Source organism: Psychrobacter sp. ER1 (assembly GCF_048631835.1).
Taxonomy (GTDB): Bacteria; Pseudomonadota; Gammaproteobacteria; order Pseudomonadales; family Moraxellaceae; genus Psychrobacter.
Map to the genome: position 1 here is coordinate 1,906,858 of NZ_CP184640.1, position 20,957 is coordinate 1,927,814.

Consider the following 20,957-nt stretch of genomic DNA (forward strand, 5'->3'; position numbering starts at 1 on the left):
ACCTTAGTTACTGGTTTTAATCACTTTTTATATTATAAAACTTATTAAGTCTCTTTGCTTCGATTAACTGTTTTTATCAAAGTTTTGCGGATAAAGCGCGCGTGCAGCAACGTCATCAAACTCAGTTTTGAAATCAATACCTTTAGGAATGTCACGGGCTTTTTGTACCGCTGGACGAGCATTAATGCTATCAAACCAGCGCTTTAGATTCGGATAATTATCCAAGCCGCCTTCGCCTAGCACAACTGTCGCCTTATCAATCCAGCCCCAAGTAGAAATATCAGCGATTGAGTAGCTATCACCAACCATATATTCACGGCCTTCTAGATGTGTATCTAGCACTTCATAATGACGCTCGGCCTCACGAAGGTAGCGATTAATTGCATATGGGATTTTTTCTGGCGCTTTATGTCTAAAGTGAACAGATTGACCAGAAAAAGGGCCCAATCCAGATGCTACAAACATTAGCCACGATAGCATCTCGCTACGATCTTCTGGCTGTCCTGCCAGCTTGCCTGTTTTTTCAGAAAGATACATCAAGATAGCCGTAGAATCAAACACGCGTTTGCCATCATCTTCTAGCGCAGGCGTTTTGCCGTTTGGGTTAATAGCGCGGTACTCAGGTGTATGCTGCTCACCTTTTAACGTATCTACTGCCACAAGTTCATAAGGCAGCCCAGTTTCTTCAAGAAACAATGCTACTTTCATTGGGTTTGGCGTTTGATGAAAATAAAATTTAAGCATAACTTTATCCTATTATATGAAGACAGTCGTCTGATGACTATCAAATCTAGTGACTATATTAATGGCTATGAAAGCTGTAATGAGATAACAAAAATAGACGTCGAAATTTGAAGCACATTTTTATTGTCTGATATACACTATAACCACAAATGAACGGTCGTTCAAGTTATGTTATATATTGATATAATAAACACAGTGTCGATATAACTCTGTTCGCATATAGACTCTTTTACCAACAGTCATCCTCACAACTTGTCTAACCATCACACCAATTTAAAGGATTAGAAATGACTACATTAACCGTCATCGCCCATATAACAGCGAAAGATGATAGCATCGCTCTCGTAAAAGCTGAACTCGAAAAACTCATACCAGCTACCCGCAGCGAAGAAGGCTGTATTCGTTATGATTTGTTCCAAGATAATGAAAAACCCACTCACTTTATGTTTCATGAAAGCTGGGCCACGCGCGAGCTATGGCAGATCCATATGGAAAACCAACATCTAAAAGACTTCTCTGCCGCAACAGAAGGCGCGGTTGAATCATTCGTTTTACATGAGATGACAGAAGTTAATTAATCTCGATTCACTCAATTATTTCAATTATTTCAATAAGCTTTGTCCGTAATACTAGAGAAAATAATGTTATTAACGCTAACAATCGCTTTTTTATCATTATTTTTTCTTACTACTTACACAGTGTTACCTTATTAAGGTACTGATATTAATAGAATAATATGAATAACGCAGAGGAATGTAATTGAGTCATTACAATTTACTTGAACGATTACTCAAATAATTATTGAGCGATTGCTCAATATCATTTATAGTAGTCTCTATTGACTCGCTTACTAAGCAAAGTTGCTAATTTTGAGTAACTACTCAAGCTAATAATTAAATGTAAATCAGTGACTACTTTGAAGCGAGCCTGAAAACTCTAAAACACACTAAATCTCAAACCTATTATTAGGAATTATGTTATGACCGAATTTACTCTACACGACAAAGACACAGCCCCAGCAGAAAGCAAAGACTTACTTGATTCTTCAATCAAAGCATTTGGCATGGTACCTAACCTACACGCCGTGATGGCTGAAGCGCCTGGCTTGCTAGAAGGCTACCAAAAGCTACATCAACTGTTTTTAGACAGCAGCTTTGATGACGAAGAAACCACTGTTGTATGGCAAACTATCAACGTTGAGCATGCTTGCCATTACTGTGTGCCTGCACATACTGGTATTGCTAAGAGCATGAAAGTAGATGACGCTATCACGGATGCATTACGTGATGAAACGCCACTACCAACTGCACGTCTAGAAGCATTGCGTACCTTCACACTATCTGTAGTCCGTAATCGTGGTAACGTTGATGACAGCGCGGTTCAAGCATTTTTAGATGCTGGCTACACTAAACGTCAGATTCTTGAAGTTATTCTTGGTGCTGCTCAAAAAGTCATGAGCAACTACACGAACCACCTAGCTAACACACCAGTCGACAAGCCATTCCAGAAATTTGAATGGCATAAAGCTGACTAATACGTTTTTCGGCTAACGCTGACACAGTCCATTTGATGTTTTCATACTGTTGTTCGAAACATCTTCGGGCAGCAGTTTTTCATTTTAATTTATTGCTAATGAGAGATCCTATGGAACAGGCAAAAAAACCCTTACGAATAGGCATCGTGTCAGACGTTGTATGCCCTTGGTGCGCTATCGGCTATAGTCAACTGGCCGAGGCACTAAAACAAACCAACACGCCTCACGAGATTCATTGGCACCCATTTGAGTTAAATCCTAATACGCCGCACGAAGGACGAAACTATCGTGAGCATATTATGGAAAAGTACGGTACGACTGCTGAGGACGTTAAAGAGAACCGAGCTAGAATGACAGCAGCAGGTGCAGAAGCTGGATTTAACTTTCAGTTTACCGATGAGTTTCGTACCTACAATACTTTTAATGCGCATCAATTGCTGCATTGGGCTGATCAGCAAGGACGTATGCACGACCTAAAACAAGCATTGTTCGTTGCGCATTTCGTTGATAATAAAAACGTGGCTGATAGTACCGTACTGGCAGACGTCGCAGCAGATATTGGGCTTGATCGTACCGAAGCACTCGCCGTTATCGCAGATCAACGCTTTGCCAATGTGATACGTGAAGCCGTACAGCATTCAAAGCAGCAAGGTGTTCAAAGCGTACCATCGGTTATCTTTAATGGTCGTCATCTGGTGAGCGGCGCACAAGGTGTAGAAAACTACAAAAACATCTTAAAGCAACTAGCAGACATGCCAGAATAAAAACAATAAACTGGATCTGATTTACCAATTACACCCTACTGAGCACAGTATATAAAAAGGTATCATCATTATGTCAAACACTAATCATTACGAGCCACCTAGCGTCTGGACATGGGATGCAGAAAGCGGCGGTAAGTGGGCAAGCGTCAACCGCCCTATCGCTGGCCCAACGCATGAAGCAGATCTACCTCGCGGCAAACATCCGTTGCAAATCTACTCAATGGGCACCCCTAACGGCCAAAAAGTCACCATTATGGTCGAAGAATTATTGGCATTAGGTGTGACAGAAGCTGAGTACGACGCGCACCTGATTCAAATTGGTGAAGGCGGACAATTCTCATCAGGTTTCGTTGAGCTAAATCCAAACTCAAAAATTCCTGTGCTTTTGGATACCGAGACTGGTAGCCGTGTGTTTGAGAGTGGCGCTATTTTGTTTTATCTAGCCGAAAAATTCGGAAAACTACTGCCTAAAGATGCAGCAGCACGTACTGAAGTCATGAATTGGCTCTTCTGGTTACAAGGTTCTGCTCCTTACTTGGGTGGCGGTTTTGGACATTTTTACTTTTATGCGCCAGAAAAATTTGAGTACCCTATCAATCGATTTACGATGGAAGTAAAACGCCAATTAGATGTACTAGAACGTGAGCTTGCAGAAAATCGCTATCTAGGTGGCAATGAGTATACTATTGCAGATATCGCCACTTGGCCTTGGTATGGCAATCTAATACTAGGTGAAGCATACAATGCAGGAGAATTCCTACAAGTTGAGAGCTATCCAAATGTACGTCGCTGGGCAACTGAGATTTTAGAGCGTCCTGCTGTGCAACGTGGTCGCAAGGTAAACCGCACTTGGGGTGAACCTGCTGAGCAATTACACGAGCGTCATGATGCCTCAGATTTTGAGCTAAAAACTCAAGATAAATTAGACGCTCGAACAACTGAAGAAGCAAAAAATAGATGCTTTGTCTATGACTTACTAGGGCGTGTCCTCAATTCAATCGATAGTCATCTAAATGGGTTAAAAATGGCTAAATCTTGCCAAACGGCGTCAAATAGCTGACTAATATCTCGATATTATCTGCGCTATTTTTCTTGTTTGACTGCAATTTATCTCATTTTTATCACCATTTTTAAAATGAGGACATGCCCTAGCTTACTTAAGTGGTCTTATTAATCGATTTCAAAGGTAATGTTAACTTTTCCTATTACTACTTGGGACTACTGTAAACATCCAATACTTTTGCACTTAAGACTGCTACTGTAAGGCTGTTAAATACCAACCAACCATAAAAATACTATTAAAAAGGATAAGAACTATGTCAACAGATTATGCTCAAAAAATTCAAGCCGGTACTACGTTTCCTGAAATGGAAGTACAGGTATTAAACAGTGAAATGACTTCACTAGGCAAACCTGAAAACGGTCATGACTGGAAACTGGTCGTTGTATACCGTGGTAAGCATTGCCCAATTTGCACAAAGTATCTAAATACCTTAGAGAGAGTAAAACAGTCTTTCTATGACGTCGGTGTCGATATCATCGCAGTATCTGCAGACAGCAAAGAGCAGTTAGAAGGTCATCTCGATCAAATAGATGTCAGTTTCCCTATGGCTTATGGTCTGACTATCGAGCAGATGAACACGCTAGGTTTATACATCTCTGACCCGCGTTCAGAAAAAGAAACTGATCATCCTTTCGCTGAACCTGCTGTATTCGTTATCAATGCTGAAGGAAAAGTACATATCGTTGATATCTCGAACGCACCGTTCTCTAGACCAGATCTTGAAGCCTTGGCAAATGGTTTGGCTTTTGTTAGAAATCCAGAAAACAACTACCCTATCCGTGGTATGCACGGCTAATTGATATAGTAAATATAAAGTGTTGATTCACTCGATTATTTAGCTGCTCAATATCTAACCAGCATCTAACCAGTTAAATTGCAAAGGGCGTATTGAGATAATTCTTGATACGCCCTTTTTTATTTATTGATAACCTATCTGCTATCAAACGTAGTCGCTTCATATCTAACTTCCTTAGTATTTGCTCAGTACTAATGTGCGAGTAGCACTGTGAATCTATAAAAAGAGGTTCTGTACAAAATTCATAGACTAGCCAGCATATAAGGGCTATATTTGAACTCAAAATATCATCTACAAACATTTTACCTTTGAGCAAGCTATATTTCTTTTTTCATCGGTTAGTTTTTATAAATAAAACAGACTGTGTTTATGGTCTGGTTCGTATTTCGCTTTGGCAAAATCTTGATATAATTGTACGTTCTAATTCACCAATGCTGTTTATTATTTGTTGTTGACACTCGTACACTGAGATTAATTTCTGCTAAAATCATGCAGCAACATTATCAATATCTCATCATAGGTATGAGTAAAAGGATTCGATATGCGATTGAAATCAATCGTTCAAAAATTACATGAACGCGCTCCAAAATTGGGCAAAGCTGCCTCACTGACGACAGCAACCAGCGTTATCACTTTTAATAGTATGTTAGCTGGTTTACCTGTCTGGGTAATGGGTGCTACCAAGGCTATCACCGGTGCTGCCATCGCTGACAAAGCCGTTATCGACGTGACGAACTATTGGATCAATAGCAATAACGCATTGATCGACAACGTATTACCACGCAAAGATTGGCGCATTAACTTACCTGATGATGTGCATACCAACGGTAAGTATCTACTGGTTAGCAATCATCAGTCTTGGGTTGATACCAGTATCGTGCAATATATCAGCGAAAAACGCTTGCCATTGACGCGCTTTTTTACCAAATTTGAGCTCATATATATTCCTGTCATTGGTCAAGCTTTCTACTTTCTCGACTTTCCTATGATGCGTCGACACTCTAAAGAAGCCATCGCCAAAAACCCTGCTCTAAAGGGTAAGGATATCGAAGAAGCGAAACGAGCATGTGCATTGCTCAAGGACAAGCCTTTTACACTATTGAACTATCTAGAAGGGACTCGCTTCACTCCTAGCAAACATGATAAACAAAAATCCCCATATACGCATTTACTTAAGCCACGCGCTGGCGGGTTATCACTGGCTATGAGTGCATTAGGGAAGAGATCGATGGGATTTTGGACATGACGATCGTCTACCCTGACGGTGTACCCACTTATAGTGATCTATGGAAAGGTAATATCAAGCGTTTAGGCGTAGATGTGCGACATATTGAGATACCCAAAGACCTGTTTACTGCTATCAAGAACGGCGGTTATGAAACAGATGAAGCGATAAAAGCGCAGATGTTTGATTGGGTAGAGCAAATATGGCATCAAAAGGATCAACTTATCACAGAGATGCTAGCTGATTTTGAGAACAGTGACTTTAAGAGCAATGACTCTGAAACTAAAGATAGTACTGAACAGGCTTAGCCTATTCTATCTACCAATAATCTTTATTATTTGATAACCTCAAGGTGTGTCGCACGTGTACTAATATGATAAAGGTAAAGCCATATAATGATGAAGTTCCGCGAAAAATGGTTTCGGGCGTTGTGCCTTGCAATATTAGTACATGTTGGGGTTTTCTTTATTTTCTATCTCAACACTCATCAGACGGATTCGGTAGAAGTAGCTGAGAGTCAAACGAACTCGACTGAACCTATTGCTATCAACAATGTAGATCTACCTGAAAAGGTCTATACCACTACTGTCACCAACACTAAGACATCTAATGACACTAACAACAATGTAGAAGACACGGTCAATAAAAAATCTGAGATTGGTAATGAGCTTGAAGCATCTCAGCTAACAAGTAGTGATGAGCAAACAGCCAACGTGGAAAGCAGAAAAGCACCCTCTTCTCCAGCGACCAACAACGTCGATAATAAACCTAAAAAACCAGCTTCTACATCGATAGAATCAGTACAAGCAAACAAAAATCCTCCGCAAAAGGAAAAGGCGCTAGATGCCCAAACTGATAGCACTACCCAGTCTATAGTTGCAAACACTGATGATAAATTAGAAGAGATTAAGAACAATGCAAGCTTGCTAGATATAGACGTCCCTGCTCAAAAAAGTAACGTCAAAATAGATAAAGACTATCTTTCAGCAAAATCTGAAGTGGAAGCGATAAACGATCAATTGAGTGCCGCTATCAACGAAGTCAAAAAGCGTAATCAGCAGAAAATTGATGAGCAACAACAGTTAAGAAATGAGGCGAATAGCCAAAGGCGTCCTGAAAATTCTAATTGATATTAGAAGCCTTATGGTTGGTGATCCAATTAGACTAAATACCTTTATACATAAAAAAACCCCAGCAATTAACTGGGGTTTTTATTATCTTATCAATAAACATCCAATATTAAACTATTAGCGCTCACCCAAACCTTCTGATAAGGTTTTGGTAATTGGCTTAGTTAAATAAGACAATACCGTACGTTCCATCGCTTTAATATCCACAGAAGCTGTCATACCAGGTTTAATGACAATCTCATCACCGCGCCCCTTAAACTCAGCACCATTAATCACAATTAATACACGGTAGTAAGGCTCTTCGCCTTTAGGTGTTTGCTCCATTAGCGTGTCTGGACTGATATAGTTAACTGTACCTTTCATGGCTCCAAAGATAGAGTAATCATAAGCATCGAGCTTAACCGTCGCTTCTTGACCTTCTTTGACATAAGCAATATCAGCAGGACTGACCTTGGCATCTATAACCAAGTCACTACTAGTCGGTAAAATCTGCATAATAACTTCGCCGGGTTTGACGACACCGCCAATAGTGGTCACGTTGATATTTTTAATTTTACCTTCTGTGGGCGCCATCAAGCGCTTCTCTTCAAGTACTTGTGCCCGATCTCGCAATTGCTCAAGCTCGGTATCTAGCTCTTCTTGAGCCTTGGTCATTTCAGCCTGTGCTTCTTCGAAGTACTTATTACGCTTGTTATTAATCTGCGCTTCGATATCAGCAACTTGACGACTGAGTTTAATGACATCGGCTTGACTGACATCGCCATACTTTAATAAAGGCTCATTCATGCGTAATTCTTGACGTGCCAACACTAGCATTTTCTCAAGAGAAGAGACTTCCTCGTTGATAGCTTGACGACGTCTGTTGTATAGCGCCCTTTGGTTTTGCACGTACTCAGGATAGTCCTGTACCCCTTTAGGAAATACCAACGGTTTTTCAAAAATCTCAGCATTTAGTCTTGCTAATTTAGCAGTTAGCGCAGCTGTCTTAGAAGCAGAGTTATCAACAGCTGCTTTTGCACGCTCTTCCTCCAACACTACCAATAATTGACCTGCCTTAACCTCTTCACCTTCTGTGACAGCCAACTGAGTCAATACGCCGCCTTCTGATGCTTGGATTTCTTGCGTTCGAGCACTGGCGATTACCGTTGCTTGCGCACGGGTCACTTGGTCAATCTTGGCAAATGATGCCCAAATAATTAAAGTGACGATCCCGATTAATGCTATCCAAATACTCAACCTTGAACGATTAACTTGGGGTTTAGTGGGTGTGTACTTATACTCTGACATGCCTACTTCCCTTGATCGTCTGTTGAATGTTTAGCACTGATGGGTTTTACGCTGATGTTTCTAACTCTAGAGGTAGCAGGCTTATTTTCGTCGGCACCTTCTTTTGACGGTTGGTTGGCTTTGTTAACGATTTTACCTTTTTGCTGCATGGTGGTTTTATTTTTTGCTTGATCGTTTTTTCTGAGCTCATCAAGTACAGCTTGTTTTGGACCGTCGATAATAATACGCTGGTTATCCATAATGATCAGACGATCTACCAAGTCTAGCAATGCTGTCTTGTGGGTCGACACAATAAACGTTTGCCCTTTCGTCAACTCCTGACGTAGCACTTGTAGACAGCGCTGCTCTTGTCGGTTATCCATAGAAGCTGTCGGCTCATCCAGCAAAAACACATCAGGTTTGGTCAATAATAAACGGGTAAATGCCACTAGTTGCTTTTGTCCCCCGATAGGCCTTTACCGCCTTCACTGATCGGTAGGTCAAGACCACTTGAATGACTGGATACTAAGTTGATTAGCCCTGTCCTATTTAAAGTCTCTTGAAGGACATCATCATTGGGCGCTGCCATACCGATTAATAAGTTCTCACGCAGGGTTCCTTGAAACAGTCGATGGTCTTGCTGCAGATAACCCAAGCGCTCACTAAGTGTCTCACGACTGATCTGATGTATATCAAGTCCATCTAACAACACGCGTCCTTCCGTTGGTGCATACAGTCCTGCCAGCACCTTAAGCAAGGTAGATTTACCTGAACCAATAGGCCCAAGTATCGCTATACGCTCTCCTGGTTTAATCGACAGTTGCGGAACTGTAATGGCTGGTCGATCGTTGCCTTGGTAATTGAACGTCAATCCATCGCACTGATATGCGCCTTTTATATGCGTAGGCGATAATGGATACGCAACGCCTTGGTTGTCTTGCTCCAGTGCAAACAGACTCTCAATATTCATTTTGGCGGCTTTGGCATGAGCGTACTGTACTAGCAGGTTGGGTATCGCCATAACAGGCGCTAACACTCTACCACCAAGTATCGAGCAGGCAATCAGTCCGCCCATTGTCATGTCACCTTGCATGACGACAAACGACCCGACTATTACGATACCAACGTAGCTTACTTGCTGTAGCATCTGCGTAAAATACGTTAAGTTATCATTGGCATGCTTCATATCCAAATCGTTTTTGATGGTGACATCCATCACATCTAGCCAACGCGAGAGAAACTTCCAACTGCCTGCTCCTGCTTTTATTGTCTCGACGCCTTCCACAGCTTCTACCAACAGACCCGTCTTATAATAAGAGGCAGTCGCGCCCTCTGATGCGATGGCATCGATGCGTTTGCGTGCAATCAGTCCCATCGTAATTGCGATGACCGCCGCTATCACTGGTACAACAGCGACTAATGGCGAGCCAATAAAAGCTATTAAGCTGATAAAAATAATGGTCATGGGCAAATCGACTAAGCCAAAAAGCGTGCTCGCCGTAAAAAGCTACGTACTTGCTCATAACCACGTAGCTGTGCTGCCATAGAGCCAACTGACCCCGGCATTTGGTCGATACGTACTTTGAGTAGACGTTGGAACACTTCTCGAGATAGGTACTGGTCTAGACCGACGACGACCTTATCCATGATTTTTGAGCGAGAAAACTTCATAAACGCTTCAAACATGATGACTAAGAAGACGCCACTGGCTAAAATGATCAGCGTGTATTCGCTACGAGTCGGTATGACCCGGTCATACACCTGCATCGAAAATAAAGAAACGGCTAGTGCCAACATATTAATCAAAAAGGTTGCAATAACGGCTTCAGCTAAAATACCTTTATAATTACCCAAATCAGACTTTAATAGATCAGAAAATGTGGCCTTTCGCTGCTTAATATGATCTTCTTTTAGACGAATACGCATGACCAAAGTCAATTCTTCGGCACGCGTATGTACCTGCTGGTTCGCTTGTCTAAAGTTCCAACTTTTTTGCGGCGTTTGGCTATCAATCACGCCCCAACCTAAATCCGTTCGATACGCTAGTAAGGGCAAAAAAGCGGCATCAGGCTGCTCTAATATTTCTGGTGTATCTGTTATACCAATGCCTTGTAATACTGCAATGACACCGCCTAACTCATGAATGCTTTGACCTTGCCTGTCCGATTGCTCACTATGACGTTTGACAATATCATGGAGCCGTATGTTATCTACTGGATAGCCTTGCTGTCCGAGTAAATGCTTAATCGCATCAGTCAACGTTTCGGTCAGATCGACCTGCTCTGAGTGTTGCAGCTCATGGTGATCAACAGACTGAGACGGTGTCTTTTGTAATTGTGCACTCATATTAATCGCTTATTTAGTATTTTAGATGGTTGCATATGTAGGATAGGTTACGCCTGGTTGAATGACTTTACGATTTAATTATTTGTCATATCGTCTTGTTCATTTATCGGCGTAATACTGTAATCATCATTTAACATGAGATGTTCACCATTGTTCAAACTTTGTTCTGTTGTGACAGGTAGATTGACATTGACATATTCATCTGTAATGTTACCTCCATAACCAAACTCGCTACCGGCTCTGTTCTTATCTTGTTTGTTGAGCCATTTTTTACAGACCCTATTGGGCTAAATAAACTCACTGGCTCACGATTACGAGAAAACTGTTGCCATTGCATAACGCCAAAATCTACTTGTAACTTATAAAATGACCCCAGCATCTCTGCGCGAGTTTGTACCAACTGGACTTGGTAATCATTATGCTCACGCACAGCATTGAGCACTTCTAACCATGATTTACGTCCTGCAATAAATTGGCGACGATAAGAGCTGACCACAATCTGGGCACCTGCTACAGCAGCAATCAATGATGTCTCTCGATCTTTAGCACTAATAAACTGTTGATACTGTACTTGAATATTTTCGATGACATTACGGCGTGCAGCTTCTTGGTTTTGTACTAGGCTGTTGACCTCTGCCTGTGAGGCTCGTGCTAGCGCAAAATTGGAAAAGCCAGCACCTGGTGCATAGCTTAATCCTACTGAGAACTTACCATCGTTTTCGTTATCCTCATGATAGTAAGCATGCTCATATTGGGCATAAATGGTTGGATAACGAGCCGCCTGTTGTGATTCGACACCTTGCTTAGCGGATTCAATCTGGAAGTGTTCTTTAACAACGGTAGGATTGTAAAAGCCAGCTCTATCAAATGCCATTCTTTCAAAGTCAACGGATTGCTGCTTGGCTTGATTTACCAATACCTTAAGGTTCGGTATGCTCGTGACACTCATCTGAGACAGTGGTTGACCAATGATTTGTTCTAACCTAGCAGCGGCAATACGTTGCTGCTCAACTGCCGCTTGATAAGATGTTTGCTCTTGCAATATACGGTTAGTCACCAGGTCAAGCTCAATACGAGCTGATACACCTTGACCAACGCGTCGCTGCATCATGGCTTCAAAATCATTAAGCTCTTTTAAATTCTCCACATGGACACTTTGCGTAGCGACGGCTTGGATATAGCTTTGCCAAGCATCAATCGTTGTTTTGGCCACTAGGTTTTGCTGCTCGTAGATATACTCTACCGCAGCCTTGTCATCGAATATGGCTTGATTCACATCTGCTGTGAGCTTACCCCCTGTCCATAAGGGCTGGCGAATTGTCACCTCTGAGACAAAATCATTGTCTCTATCGTAACCTGAGCTTACGCTTGGTGTTGGTAAAAGGTTTAATTTGGCCGCATTAATTCCTTCGGTAGTTGCTTGTTGACTCGCTCGAGCCGACCCTACTAAAGGATGCGTTTGAATTGCCTGCGCCACTAGGCTATTGATTTGGAAATCTGCTACTACTGCGTGTGAAGTCACGGTAAAACATATACCAGTCGCCAAAGCGGTCATAAAATGGCGCACTGAAATACTACGAAGTGACTGCTTACGATTTGACGAATTTTTCATATTATTTTAGTAATCGTCCTTGTTGATGCGCTCTTAAATGTGTATTCAACACTTCTGTGTTAAACCTTACTAGACCTAAGTTAGTAAGGCAACAACTCATATACTATATAAGCATGAATTAGAGCTCACTACTGTTCTATATACAAAAGTTAAAGCATTCTATTTAATTACTTAGGCTAACTTTATAGAAGAAGCTACTTGGAAGGTTGTTATTTTTTGAAGGTAGATGAAAAAGATGATGCTTGGTACCTTTTACTTAATATATTTCATGCAAAAAAAGCAATGGTCCTAATATATTGAACTTACTAAGGTATAATTTGGTACGTCATAATTGGGAATTAGGGCATGTCTTCAATTGGATAAGCGATAAATAATAGTTACAATACCGCATCTATTGAGACGATGCGAGAAATACAAGTTATGGCAAGAACAGCACTAACAGATACGCTTTGGGATCAATTGCAATCAACGATGACACAGCATGGCTGCTATCACACTCAAAACAGTCGAGAGGTCATGGAAGCCATACTGTGGAAACTACGCACAGGTGCGCCTTGGCGTGACATACCTGAAGAATTGTGTTCGTGGAAAACAGCTTATAGTCGTTTCAACCGCTGGTCGAAAACTGGCTTATGGGAGAATTTTTTTAGCCTTTGAGCAGAAGTTGATACGGAATGGGTATTCACAGACGGAAGCTATGTTCGCTGTCATCAGCATGCAAGTGGAGCTCGGCTTGGTGAAGAACGAGCAATTGGACAAAGCCGTGGCGGAGCAACTACAAAGATACACCTATCCTGTGATGCCGATGGATATCCGCTCCATTTTAAAATCACTGGGGGTGACGTCCACGACAGTCAAGTTGCAGGTGAATTGATTGAAATGATTGGGCAAGCTGATTACTTTATCGCTGATAAAGGCTATGACTCAGAGTCTATCAGAGACAAAGCTCGAAGCCATAATATGATACCTGTCGTTCCTAAAAGGAAAAATGCCAAACAGCCTAATCCAGAGTTTGATAGCTATTTGTACAAACTGCGTCATCTTGTTGAAAATATGTTTGCAAGGCTTAAGCATTTTCGTAGTATCGCTACTCGCTATGAGAAGTTAGCTCGTAATTTTAAGTCAATGCTTTATCTGGCATGTACTATCGTTCATTGTAAGATGAATTGAAGACACGCTCTAGAAGCACCAAATTATTTTTATATTTTGTCTATACAATTAATAAGTGCTATTTAGGTTTATTTAACCTTTAAACCAACGATATGGTTAAGATGGCCAGTTTTTAGGTATATCGTCGCGCCCTCTACCCCTGCTTTTATTTGTACATTTATATCTATCGGCAGGCGTATCCAACTATCCTGCTGATATAACTGTCCACCCTCTATTAGCTCGCCTGCTACAACTAATATTTCTGCACCGCCATGAACTGTCTCAGTGAATAGCAACTCGCCTGCATCGATACGCTGTAGACTAACGTGCTCTACCCCATCGGAAAAAAGCGGGCAGATAGTACGGTTGCCTTGTTGCTGCCAATTAGCATCTTTATAAGTGTCGATAGCCACGTGCTGCGTTTCGTCAGACGACATTTGCCGTAACTTGACGAAAATAACAGCACCTTCGTCACTATAAGGCCGATGACCTGAAGACGGTGGGTTACGTAGATACCAACCTGCTGGATAATGAGTGTCATCTACAGAAAAAGTGCCTGATAATACTAAAATCTCTTCGCCGCCTGGATGCAGATGGTGCGGAAAGTAAGAGTTTGGCGCATAACGCACAAGACTGGTAGCACGAGCCTTCTCCGCGCCCACACGATCAAGCATGACACGCTCCACACCATTTTGTGGTGACTTAATCCATTGATGTGCTTCGGGGGCCAGTGAAGCACGTTGTGAAAAATCTGCATTAATTAGCATAAAATATTGCAAAAGTATTAAATGATTAGGGCGTACCCACAATATAAAACTGAGGACACGCCCTAGACGATAAACATAAATATATGACGTTATTACCGCACTAGAATGACCGGCGATAACGTGCTAGCGATAATTTCTGTCGTTGTACTTCCGAGAAACAATTGCTGCCATTTCGAGTGTCCGTACGCACCCACCACCATAATGTCGACATTGTTCTCTACCTGAAACTTTAACAATCCGTCCACCGCATCAGAAGCAGATAAATGATGTGCTTCAACGACAAATCCAGCATCTTCTAACTGTGCGGCGGCGGCGCTCATACTTTGCTTGGCGGCGTCGTTATGATTGCCCACCATCACGATATGGCCTTTTAGACCTTTTAATAGTGGACTTTTTGACACCATTCGTGCCGCTTTAATAGAGGTCTTACTACCATCAAAGGCAATCATATAGGAGCTTGGCTCTTCAAATTTCTCTGAGCAAATCAATATGGGAATATCTGACCCACGAGCGACCGTCTCAATCTGACTACCAATATTGATCCGACTGTTCTTATGATCTTCTCCGCGTCGTCCCATTACAATCGCACGATTTTCTTCTTTAAAATGCTCAATACTAGGAAGCAGTTTGCCGTGGCGTTGATAAACGCGAACATTGACATCAGCGAAACTGCTTTGAATATGACTTTTGGCATCTTGTACCAACGCATTGCTATAGCTGTTGACGACTTTTGCTCTTTGCTCATCCAATTGGGACAACTCTTCTAATAAAAACTGACGACTATTGATGCCTATCGCGCCTGACAAGTCACGCCTAACTGAAGCAGGCACGTCACTGACATGTAATAACCCAACAGGTACGTTTAATTTACTGGCATACCATGCTGCATAGTCACAAACCGATTCAGTCACTGCCGAGCCGTCAATACAGGCTAAAATGTGCTGTGATATTGTCATAATCTGTCCTTAAATTTAATTATTTAATCCTATACAGCTTGTTAGTCCTGACCAAGCTATGCTCTCTGGGTAGGGTATATTTTACTTACTTCACAACAGTTACCTTGCAGAAATCCTCTTATAAAGCAAATTTGCCCCTTCATTTGATAATAACCAATTTACACGGCTTCATCCAGCGATGTGTGCGACCCTTTTGCAATAATTGCAATTTGTTACCGACAGCATTGTGCATGGCTCACCGCAGGCTGATACCTAGCTATATATAAAGTCTTATCATCGTCTGACCACATGCGCTAGCAAAGTTTGCTACAATGTATTTTTTAGCATTTATGATTTCGGTAACGTTATTTAGGTGATTGGATTATGGCAAAAAACGCCCTACAGGCTCAATTATTAAAGGCTGGCTTGGTTGATAGCAAAAAGGCCAAAAAATCAGCAAGCAAACGCAACATGCCAAGCGTACTGGTGACTCAGAAAGCGTCGAAGCAAAGAAAGCGCTGGCAGAGGCGCAAGCCCAAAAGCTGGAAAAAGATCAAAAGCTTAATCAAGAAAAACAGCGCGTATTGGAAGAGAAAGCATTAAAGGCCAATATCGTCCAAATGATTAAGCAGCATCAAATTACTGAGACAGAAGGTGAGATCAGCTATCAGTTTGTCGATGAGTCCAAGGTAAAGAAAATTGCTATCACTCAGAAACTGTACGATCAAATCGTGGCCGGTCACGTAGTCATTGCACGTTTGGAAGAGAGCTACGCACTACTACCTCGCCCATTAGCCGATCGTATTGATTCAAAAATGGAAGGTTTTATGGTTGTGTCAAACGACACTGCTGAAGAAGCACTGGCAGAAGACGATCCGTATGCTGCTTATGTGATTCCAGATGATTTGATGTGGTAGAGAGTTGTTTTACTGCTGTTAGCTTTACTATAGTGTTATAAGCCTTCAATCAAGAGCCCTTTATAGAATTTGCGTTCTATAAAGGGCTTTTTGCATCTATACAGATTAGACAAATCCTTACAGCATGGGATAAGCTTTAAATGTGTCGATAGGCTCAATCAAACGTACATAAATCAGGCTTCTTTAACCTAACATTGCTGGTTTAGTTAAAGAAAGTAACCTATCGCTATAATTGCCAGAATATGGATATAATCAACTTGAACAGTTATTCAATAACTACTACAATGCGTTTTTAGTACATTTTGTGGCAATACTTTGTTTATTTTTGAGTGATCACTCAATATTGTTCATATTTTACCTATGTTTGTTACTTGATAGTTCGGTGCCATCGTGCCCGTTTTATTTGCTTAATTTGTTCCAATTCACTTTTACTTTTTCTCAAAAAGAGATAATCCATGCCAAAACATTTACCACTCTCACTATTGTTTCTTCGCCTTGGTGTTTTCATCGTGTTCTTCTTTTGGACACTCGATAAATTCGTAAATCCTGAGCATGCCGCCAATGTATTTGCTAAATTCTACGCTTTAGAAAACTTGGGCATCACTATTGTTTATCTGATTGGTAGCTTACAAATTATTCTTATCTTCTCGTTCGTCATGGGTTTATTCAAAAAATGGACATACGGCATTATCTTATTACTACACGCCGCTTCTACTTTTGCCTCCTTTGGTCTTTACCTAACGCCTTTTGATAACTTATTGTTCTTTGCTGCATGGCCAATGCTGGCAGCCTGTTTGGCGCTATTCTTAATGAGAGACTATGACACCCTAACATTGGGTAAAAATACGTCTCCAGTATAAATGTCGGTGGCAGTGCTTATTGCTTAAGTAGTATAAATGTCAGACAGCAAGACATAATTTATATACTATTAAGACTGCCGACTTAAACTTTTTATCGTGGTTAGGCGATTCAGACGATTCGATTTGATCGCCACGTTACTTAAGTTTAGTTATTCAGATGATGAGTATTCTACAGTTTGAGTAATAACTACGATTTTAGCCTTCGCTCCCTTATTTGGCCGGACTTTTCATGATTAAAAGAATATTTTTAATACTATTAATATTGATATTAGCGGCAAGCTTTTTTATTTTGACCTAAATCAATTATTGACGCTTGATGGCTTAAAAGGGTCGATGGCGCAATTTAATGAATACAAAGCGCAGTCACCGCTATTGATTATCGGTGGGTTTTTCTTACTATATGTCGTCGTCACTGCCCTCTCCTTACCAGGCGCTGCGATTTTGACGCTAGCTGCTGGTGCACTATTTGGTTTGGTTCAGGGCTTACTCGTTGCCTCATTTGCATCGAGTATTGGTGCTACCATTGCCTTCTTGGCATCGCGATATTTACTGCGTGACACCATCAAACAGCGCTTTCCTGAGCGGTTGGCAGCTATTGATGCAGGCGTTGAAAAAGAAGGTGGATTTTATTTATTTACCTTACGTCTGGTACCCATATTTCCATTCTTTTTGATTAACCTATTGATGGGTGTGACGTCTATTAAAACATGGACTTACTACTGGGTTAGTCAAATCGGTATGCTGGCGGGGACGTTTGTCTTTGTCAATGCAGGGACACAGCTGGCACAGATAGACAGCTTATCGGGTATTTTATCTTTCAACTTAATTGTCTCATTTGCATTATTAGGTTTCTTCCCATTAATAGCAAAAGGAGTGTTGAACATGTTTAAAAAACGCCGTGTTTATAAAAACCACACCAAACCTAAAAAGTTCGATCGCAATATGATTGTGATTGGCGCTGGCGCTGGTGGATTGGTCACAAGCTACATTGCCGCAGCAGTAAAGGCAAAAGTCACATTGATTGAAGCAGGTGAGATGGGCGGTGATTGTCTAAATTATGGCTGTGTACCTAGTAAGGCCATCATTAAGAGCGCAAAAATTGCTGATCAAATTCGTCATGGGGAGAACTACGGGTTAGAGAATACCGTACCACAGTTTTCGTTCAAAAAAGTGATGGCACGCGTACAGCAAGTAGTGGCCGATATCGCGCCACACGACAGTGTTGAGCGCTATACCAATCTGGGTGTCGATGTGGTCAAAGGTTATGCCAAATTGGTCGACCCATGGACAGTAGAAATCAAACTGAACGACGGCGGCATGCAAACCTTAACAGCGCGTACCATTGTCATTGCCACTGGCGCTCGCCCATTTGTACCGCCTCTACCAGGTATAGAAGAAACAGGCTACGTGACCAGTGACACGCTATGGACGAAATTTTCCGAGCTAGAAGAAGCCCCGAAAAAGCTAGTAGTACTAGGCGGTGGTCCAATCGGTAGCGAGCTTGCGCAAAGCTTTGCTCGACTGGGTTCTAATGTGACGCAAATTGAAATGAGCGATCGCATTATGGGTAAAGAAGACCTTGAAGTGTCTACCTTTGCTCATCAGTCGCTCACTGATAGCGGTGTTAATATTTTGACCTCACATCAAGCAATGCGCTGCGAGATACGTGATGGCAAAAAATACATTATCGTCAAACACAATGAAACAGAAATCGATATCGAGTATGATGAGCTACTTTGTGCCGTTGGTCGTAGCGCACGCCTTGAAGGTTATGGTTTAGAGGCGCTAGGTATCGAAACCAATCGTACTATCGTGACCAACGAATACTTAGAGACGTTATATCCCAATATTTTTGCTGCAGGCGATATCGTTGGCCCATACCAGTTTACTCATGTCGCAGCTCATCAAGGCTGGTATGCCGCAGTGAATGGTTTATTTGGCAATCTGAAAAAGTTTAAAGTAGATTATCGCGTGATTCCGTGGGTTACGTTTATCGACCCAGAAGTCGCTCGCGTCGGTATTAACGAGCAAGAAGCCATTGATAAAGGCATCGATTACGAGATTACTCGTTTTGAGTTTGAAGAGCTGGATCGCGCCATTACGGATAGCGCGGCTAAAGGCTTTATCAAAGTCATCACGCCAAAAGGTAAAGATAAAATACTTGGCGTTACGGTGGTGTCTGAACATGCAGGCGACCTAATCGCAGAGTTTGTACTGGCCATGAAACACGGTCTAGGTCTCAACAAAATATTGGGCACCATTCATAGCTACCCTACTTGGGCAGAAGGTAACAAATACGCCGCTGGTGAGTGGAAACGTGCTCATGCGCCTGAGACCGTATTAAGTTGGTTGGAAAAATACCATACTTGGCGTCGCGATTAGTTAATGACGGTTAGTTAATAGCAGTTAATTAATGGCAGTTTGCTGATCAACGTCATTAAATGACGCAAGCAGCAAAGTGTTAAAAGACTCCAATAAAGCTGGTTTAGATTTTGTGATATCTGTTTGGTTTGACATGGCAGACTATGAAATCTTTACCAGCTTTACTAACATTTAAATCATAACGGAAACTTGAATGCGCGTTATTACCACTTTACCAATGCTCAAACGTCTTACGCGATATAGCACCTACGCTATGGTGATGAGCATTTGTATTGGTATATCAGCAAGCACAGCATCGCCAACTACTGCCAATATTAACCAAGACTTATCACCTTGGCAGCAGATAGAAGCCCAAGGCAGCAATCAAGACGTTTATTTCTATGCATGGGGCGGTGATCCACAGATTAACGCTTATCTACAATGGGTCGCCGATCAAGTCGATGACAAATATAATATCAACTTAGTCCATGTCAAATTGAGCGACACCAGCGAAGCAGTCAGTCGGGTACTCGCAGAAAAATCCGCTCATAACGACAACCAAGGCAGTGTTGATTTGGTCTGGATTAATGGTGCTAACTTTGCCACCATGAGTGAAAACTCATTGCTACTTAAGCAATGGGCGAACAAGCTGCCCAATTTTGCGTTGACTGACCCGGACAATAATCCAACCGTAAATTTCGACTTTGGTGTGCCGACCAACGGCATGGAAGCACCATGGGGACAAGCCTCTCTGACGTTTTATTACGACAGCCTGTCGACCAGTAAACCGCCAACAACGCTAACTGAACTGACTACTTGGACAGCACAAAACCCTGGCCGTTTTAGCTACCCAAAGCCGCCTGATTTTTTGGGTATGAGTTTCTTAAAATACGTTTTAGTCATGCTGCATGAACAACAAAACGCTCAAACGGTTGAAAACATTAGCGCGCAGCTCAACTTGCCTGCCACTGAAGAAAACACCGCGCTCGTATTAGATCCGCTATGGGCATTTTTAAATGACTTTCATCCAACCTTATGGCGTAATGGTGAGCAGTTCGTGCAGACAGGTGCGCAGATGCGGCGCTTGGTCGATGATACAGAGCTGAGTCTTGCCTTTACTTTTTCAGCACCAGAAGTTCCTGCGGCCGTGCAGCGCTATGACTTACCTCAGAGCATTCGCAGCTATGCCATGAGTGACGGCAGCTTAAGCAATACTCATTTTGTCGCCATTCCTTATAATGCTAGCCATCCTCAGGCGGCACAATTAGTAGCCAACTTCTTAATGAGTCCAGAAGCCCAAGCAAAAAACAAACCCCCTCGGTATGGGGTGACAAAAGCGTACTGGTTCAATCTACACTTAGCCCTGCACAACAAGCATTATTCAAAACCAAGCAGCCCCATCTAAGCGCCCTGCCCTTTGATAGTGTCAAACGCACGGTAAGCGAGCCGCATCCAAGCTGGGTAGAAGCCATCCAGCAAGGCTGGCAA

15 protein-coding genes and 6 pseudogenes are annotated in these 20,957 nt (G+C 42.0%); 12 read left to right on the forward strand and 9 right to left on the reverse strand.

The features are described 5' to 3' along the window. Positions 1 to 63 precede the first annotated feature (63 nt). Entirely contained in the window at positions 64 to 744 is a 681-nt protein-coding gene (locus ACOBWA_RS08720; RefSeq protein ID WP_057760571.1) for a glutathione S-transferase family protein, read from the reverse strand. A 287-nt stretch (positions 745 to 1,031) separates the two neighbouring features. On the opposite strand from ACOBWA_RS08720, the gene ACOBWA_RS08725 reads away from it, so the two are divergent. The 7 genes and pseudogenes from ACOBWA_RS08725 (at position 1,032) to ACOBWA_RS08755 (ending at position 7,256) form a co-directional block, all read left to right on the forward strand. Next, positions 1,032 to 1,322 carry a putative quinol monooxygenase gene (locus tag ACOBWA_RS08725; protein WP_397477125.1) on the forward strand — a complete coding sequence of 97 codons (291 nt, stop codon included), beginning with the start codon at positions 1,032 to 1,034 and terminating at the stop codon, positions 1,320 to 1,322. Between the two features lie 401 nt (positions 1,323 to 1,723). Then, a complete protein-coding gene (locus ACOBWA_RS08730; protein WP_102078480.1) occupies positions 1,724 to 2,278 on the forward strand; it encodes a carboxymuconolactone decarboxylase family protein in 555 nt (184 codons plus the stop codon). Between the two features lie 110 nt (positions 2,279 to 2,388). Continuing rightward, entirely contained in the window at positions 2,389 to 3,042 is a 654-nt protein-coding gene (locus tag ACOBWA_RS08735) for a DsbA family oxidoreductase (protein ID WP_420229089.1), read from the forward strand. 70 nt (positions 3,043 to 3,112) lie between these two features. Then, positions 3,113 to 3,967, forward strand: a pseudogene (yghU, locus tag ACOBWA_RS08740) (glutathione-dependent disulfide-bond oxidoreductase); the annotation flags it as partial. Positions 3,968 to 4,358: 391 nt separating this feature from the next. Beyond that, on the forward strand, positions 4,359 to 4,901 hold the full coding sequence (locus ACOBWA_RS08745; protein ID WP_420229090.1) for a redoxin domain-containing protein: 543 nt from the start codon (positions 4,359 to 4,361) through the stop codon (positions 4,899 to 4,901). Positions 4,902 to 5,442: 541 nt separating this feature from the next. Then, positions 5,443 to 6,434 (forward strand): annotated as a pseudogene (locus ACOBWA_RS08750) (acyltransferase). An 87-nt stretch (positions 6,435 to 6,521) separates the two neighbouring features. Then, on the forward strand, positions 6,522 to 7,256 hold the full coding sequence (locus ACOBWA_RS08755) for a hypothetical protein (RefSeq protein WP_420229091.1): 735 nt from the start codon (positions 6,522 to 6,524) through the stop codon (positions 7,254 to 7,256). Positions 7,257 to 7,373: 117 nt separating this feature from the next. On the opposite strand, the gene ACOBWA_RS08760 is transcribed toward ACOBWA_RS08755, so the two are convergent. From ACOBWA_RS08760 to ACOBWA_RS08785, 6 genes and pseudogenes are all read right to left on the reverse strand, one after another. Beyond that, a complete protein-coding gene (locus tag ACOBWA_RS08760) occupies positions 7,374 to 8,543 on the reverse strand; it encodes an HlyD family efflux transporter periplasmic adaptor subunit (RefSeq protein WP_201580478.1) in 1,170 nt (389 codons plus the stop codon). Between the two features lie 2 nt (positions 8,544 to 8,545). Next, complete coding sequence (locus ACOBWA_RS08765) at positions 8,546 to 8,971, reverse strand: hypothetical protein (protein ID WP_420229092.1); 426 nt, start codon at positions 8,969 to 8,971, stop codon at positions 8,546 to 8,548. After that, a pseudogene (locus ACOBWA_RS08770) lies at positions 8,971 to 9,339 on the reverse strand (ATP-binding cassette domain-containing protein); the annotation flags it as partial. The pseudogene ACOBWA_RS08770 and the gene ACOBWA_RS08765, both read right to left, overlap by 1 nt. A gap of 294 nt (positions 9,340 to 9,633) precedes the next feature. Continuing rightward, a pseudogene (locus tag ACOBWA_RS08775) lies at positions 9,634 to 9,987 on the reverse strand (type I secretion system permease/ATPase); the annotation flags it as partial. An 11-nt stretch (positions 9,988 to 9,998) separates the two neighbouring features. Next, the gene (locus tag ACOBWA_RS08780; protein ID WP_420229093.1) at positions 9,999 to 10,868 is read right to left on the reverse strand and encodes a hypothetical protein; all 870 of its coding nucleotides are present in this window, start codon (positions 10,866 to 10,868) and stop codon (positions 9,999 to 10,001) included. 154 nt (positions 10,869 to 11,022) lie between these two features. Next, positions 11,023 to 12,480 carry a TolC family protein gene (locus ACOBWA_RS08785; RefSeq protein ID WP_420229094.1) on the reverse strand — a complete coding sequence of 486 codons (1,458 nt, stop codon included), beginning with the start codon at positions 12,478 to 12,480 and terminating at the stop codon, positions 11,023 to 11,025. A 420-nt stretch (positions 12,481 to 12,900) separates the two neighbouring features. Here ACOBWA_RS08785 and ACOBWA_RS08790 point away from each other — a divergent pair. Further along, positions 12,901 to 13,650 (forward strand): annotated as a pseudogene (locus ACOBWA_RS08790) (IS5 family transposase). 68 nt (positions 13,651 to 13,718) lie between these two features. On the opposite strand, the gene ACOBWA_RS08795 reads toward ACOBWA_RS08790, so the two are convergent. Next, positions 13,719 to 14,396 carry a cupin domain-containing protein gene (locus ACOBWA_RS08795; protein WP_420229095.1) on the reverse strand — a complete coding sequence of 226 codons (678 nt, stop codon included), beginning with the start codon at positions 14,394 to 14,396 and terminating at the stop codon, positions 13,719 to 13,721. Between the two features lie 92 nt (positions 14,397 to 14,488). Continuing rightward, entirely contained in the window at positions 14,489 to 15,352 is an 864-nt protein-coding gene (locus ACOBWA_RS08800) for a universal stress protein (protein ID WP_420229096.1), read from the reverse strand. A 363-nt stretch (positions 15,353 to 15,715) separates the two neighbouring features. Here ACOBWA_RS08800 and ACOBWA_RS08805 point away from each other — a divergent pair. The 4 genes and pseudogenes from ACOBWA_RS08805 (at position 15,716) to ACOBWA_RS08820 (ending at position 20,874) form a co-directional block, all read left to right on the forward strand. Further along, a pseudogene (locus ACOBWA_RS08805) lies at positions 15,716 to 16,248 on the forward strand (DUF2058 domain-containing protein). Between the two features lie 455 nt (positions 16,249 to 16,703). Continuing rightward, the gene (locus ACOBWA_RS08810; RefSeq protein ID WP_102078490.1) at positions 16,704 to 17,108 is read left to right on the forward strand and encodes a hypothetical protein; all 405 of its coding nucleotides are present in this window, start codon (positions 16,704 to 16,706) and stop codon (positions 17,106 to 17,108) included. Between the two features lie 333 nt (positions 17,109 to 17,441). After that, entirely contained in the window at positions 17,442 to 19,490 is a 2,049-nt protein-coding gene (locus ACOBWA_RS08815) for an FAD-dependent oxidoreductase (RefSeq protein WP_420229097.1), read from the forward strand. 193 nt (positions 19,491 to 19,683) lie between these two features. Further along, the gene (locus ACOBWA_RS08820) at positions 19,684 to 20,874 is read left to right on the forward strand and encodes an ABC transporter substrate-binding protein (RefSeq protein ID WP_420229098.1); all 1,191 of its coding nucleotides are present in this window, start codon (positions 19,684 to 19,686) and stop codon (positions 20,872 to 20,874) included. The last annotated feature ends 83 nt before the right edge of the window (positions 20,875 to 20,957 follow it).

What these genes read in the sequence shown, in the direction of transcription:
- ACOBWA_RS08720 (WP_057760571.1), bottom strand. Translation starts at nt 744, where the DNA reads ATGCTTAAATTTTATTTTCATCAAACGCCAAACCCAATGAAAGTAGCA.
- ACOBWA_RS08725 (WP_397477125.1), top strand. Translation starts at nt 1,032, where the DNA reads ATGACTACATTAACCGTCATCGCCCATATAACAGCGAAAGATGATAGC.
- ACOBWA_RS08730 (WP_102078480.1), top strand. Translation starts at nt 1,724, where the DNA reads ATGACCGAATTTACTCTACACGACAAAGACACAGCCCCAGCAGAAAGC.
- ACOBWA_RS08735 (WP_420229089.1), top strand. Translation starts at nt 2,389, where the DNA reads ATGGAACAGGCAAAAAAACCCTTACGAATAGGCATCGTGTCAGACGTT.
- ACOBWA_RS08745 (WP_420229090.1), top strand. Translation starts at nt 4,359, where the DNA reads ATGTCAACAGATTATGCTCAAAAAATTCAAGCCGGTACTACGTTTCCT.
- ACOBWA_RS08755 (WP_420229091.1), top strand. Translation starts at nt 6,522, where the DNA reads ATGATGAAGTTCCGCGAAAAATGGTTTCGGGCGTTGTGCCTTGCAATA.
- ACOBWA_RS08760 (WP_201580478.1), bottom strand. Translation starts at nt 8,543, where the DNA reads ATGTCAGAGTATAAGTACACACCCACTAAACCCCAAGTTAATCGTTCA.
- ACOBWA_RS08780 (WP_420229093.1), bottom strand. Translation starts at nt 10,868, where the DNA reads ATGAGTGCACAATTACAAAAGACACCGTCTCAGTCTGTTGATCACCAT.
- ACOBWA_RS08785 (WP_420229094.1), bottom strand. Translation starts at nt 12,480, where the DNA reads ATGAAAAATTCGTCAAATCGTAAGCAGTCACTTCGTAGTATTTCAGTG.
- ACOBWA_RS08795 (WP_420229095.1), bottom strand. Translation starts at nt 14,396, where the DNA reads ATGCTAATTAATGCAGATTTTTCACAACGTGCTTCACTGGCCCCCGAA.
- ACOBWA_RS08800 (WP_420229096.1), bottom strand. Translation starts at nt 15,352, where the DNA reads ATGACAATATCACAGCACATTTTAGCCTGTATTGACGGCTCGGCAGTG.
- ACOBWA_RS08810 (WP_102078490.1), top strand. Translation starts at nt 16,704, where the DNA reads ATGCCAAAACATTTACCACTCTCACTATTGTTTCTTCGCCTTGGTGTT.
- ACOBWA_RS08815 (WP_420229097.1), top strand. Translation starts at nt 17,442, where the DNA reads ATGGCGCAATTTAATGAATACAAAGCGCAGTCACCGCTATTGATTATC.
- ACOBWA_RS08820 (WP_420229098.1), top strand. Translation starts at nt 19,684, where the DNA reads ATGCGCGTTATTACCACTTTACCAATGCTCAAACGTCTTACGCGATAT.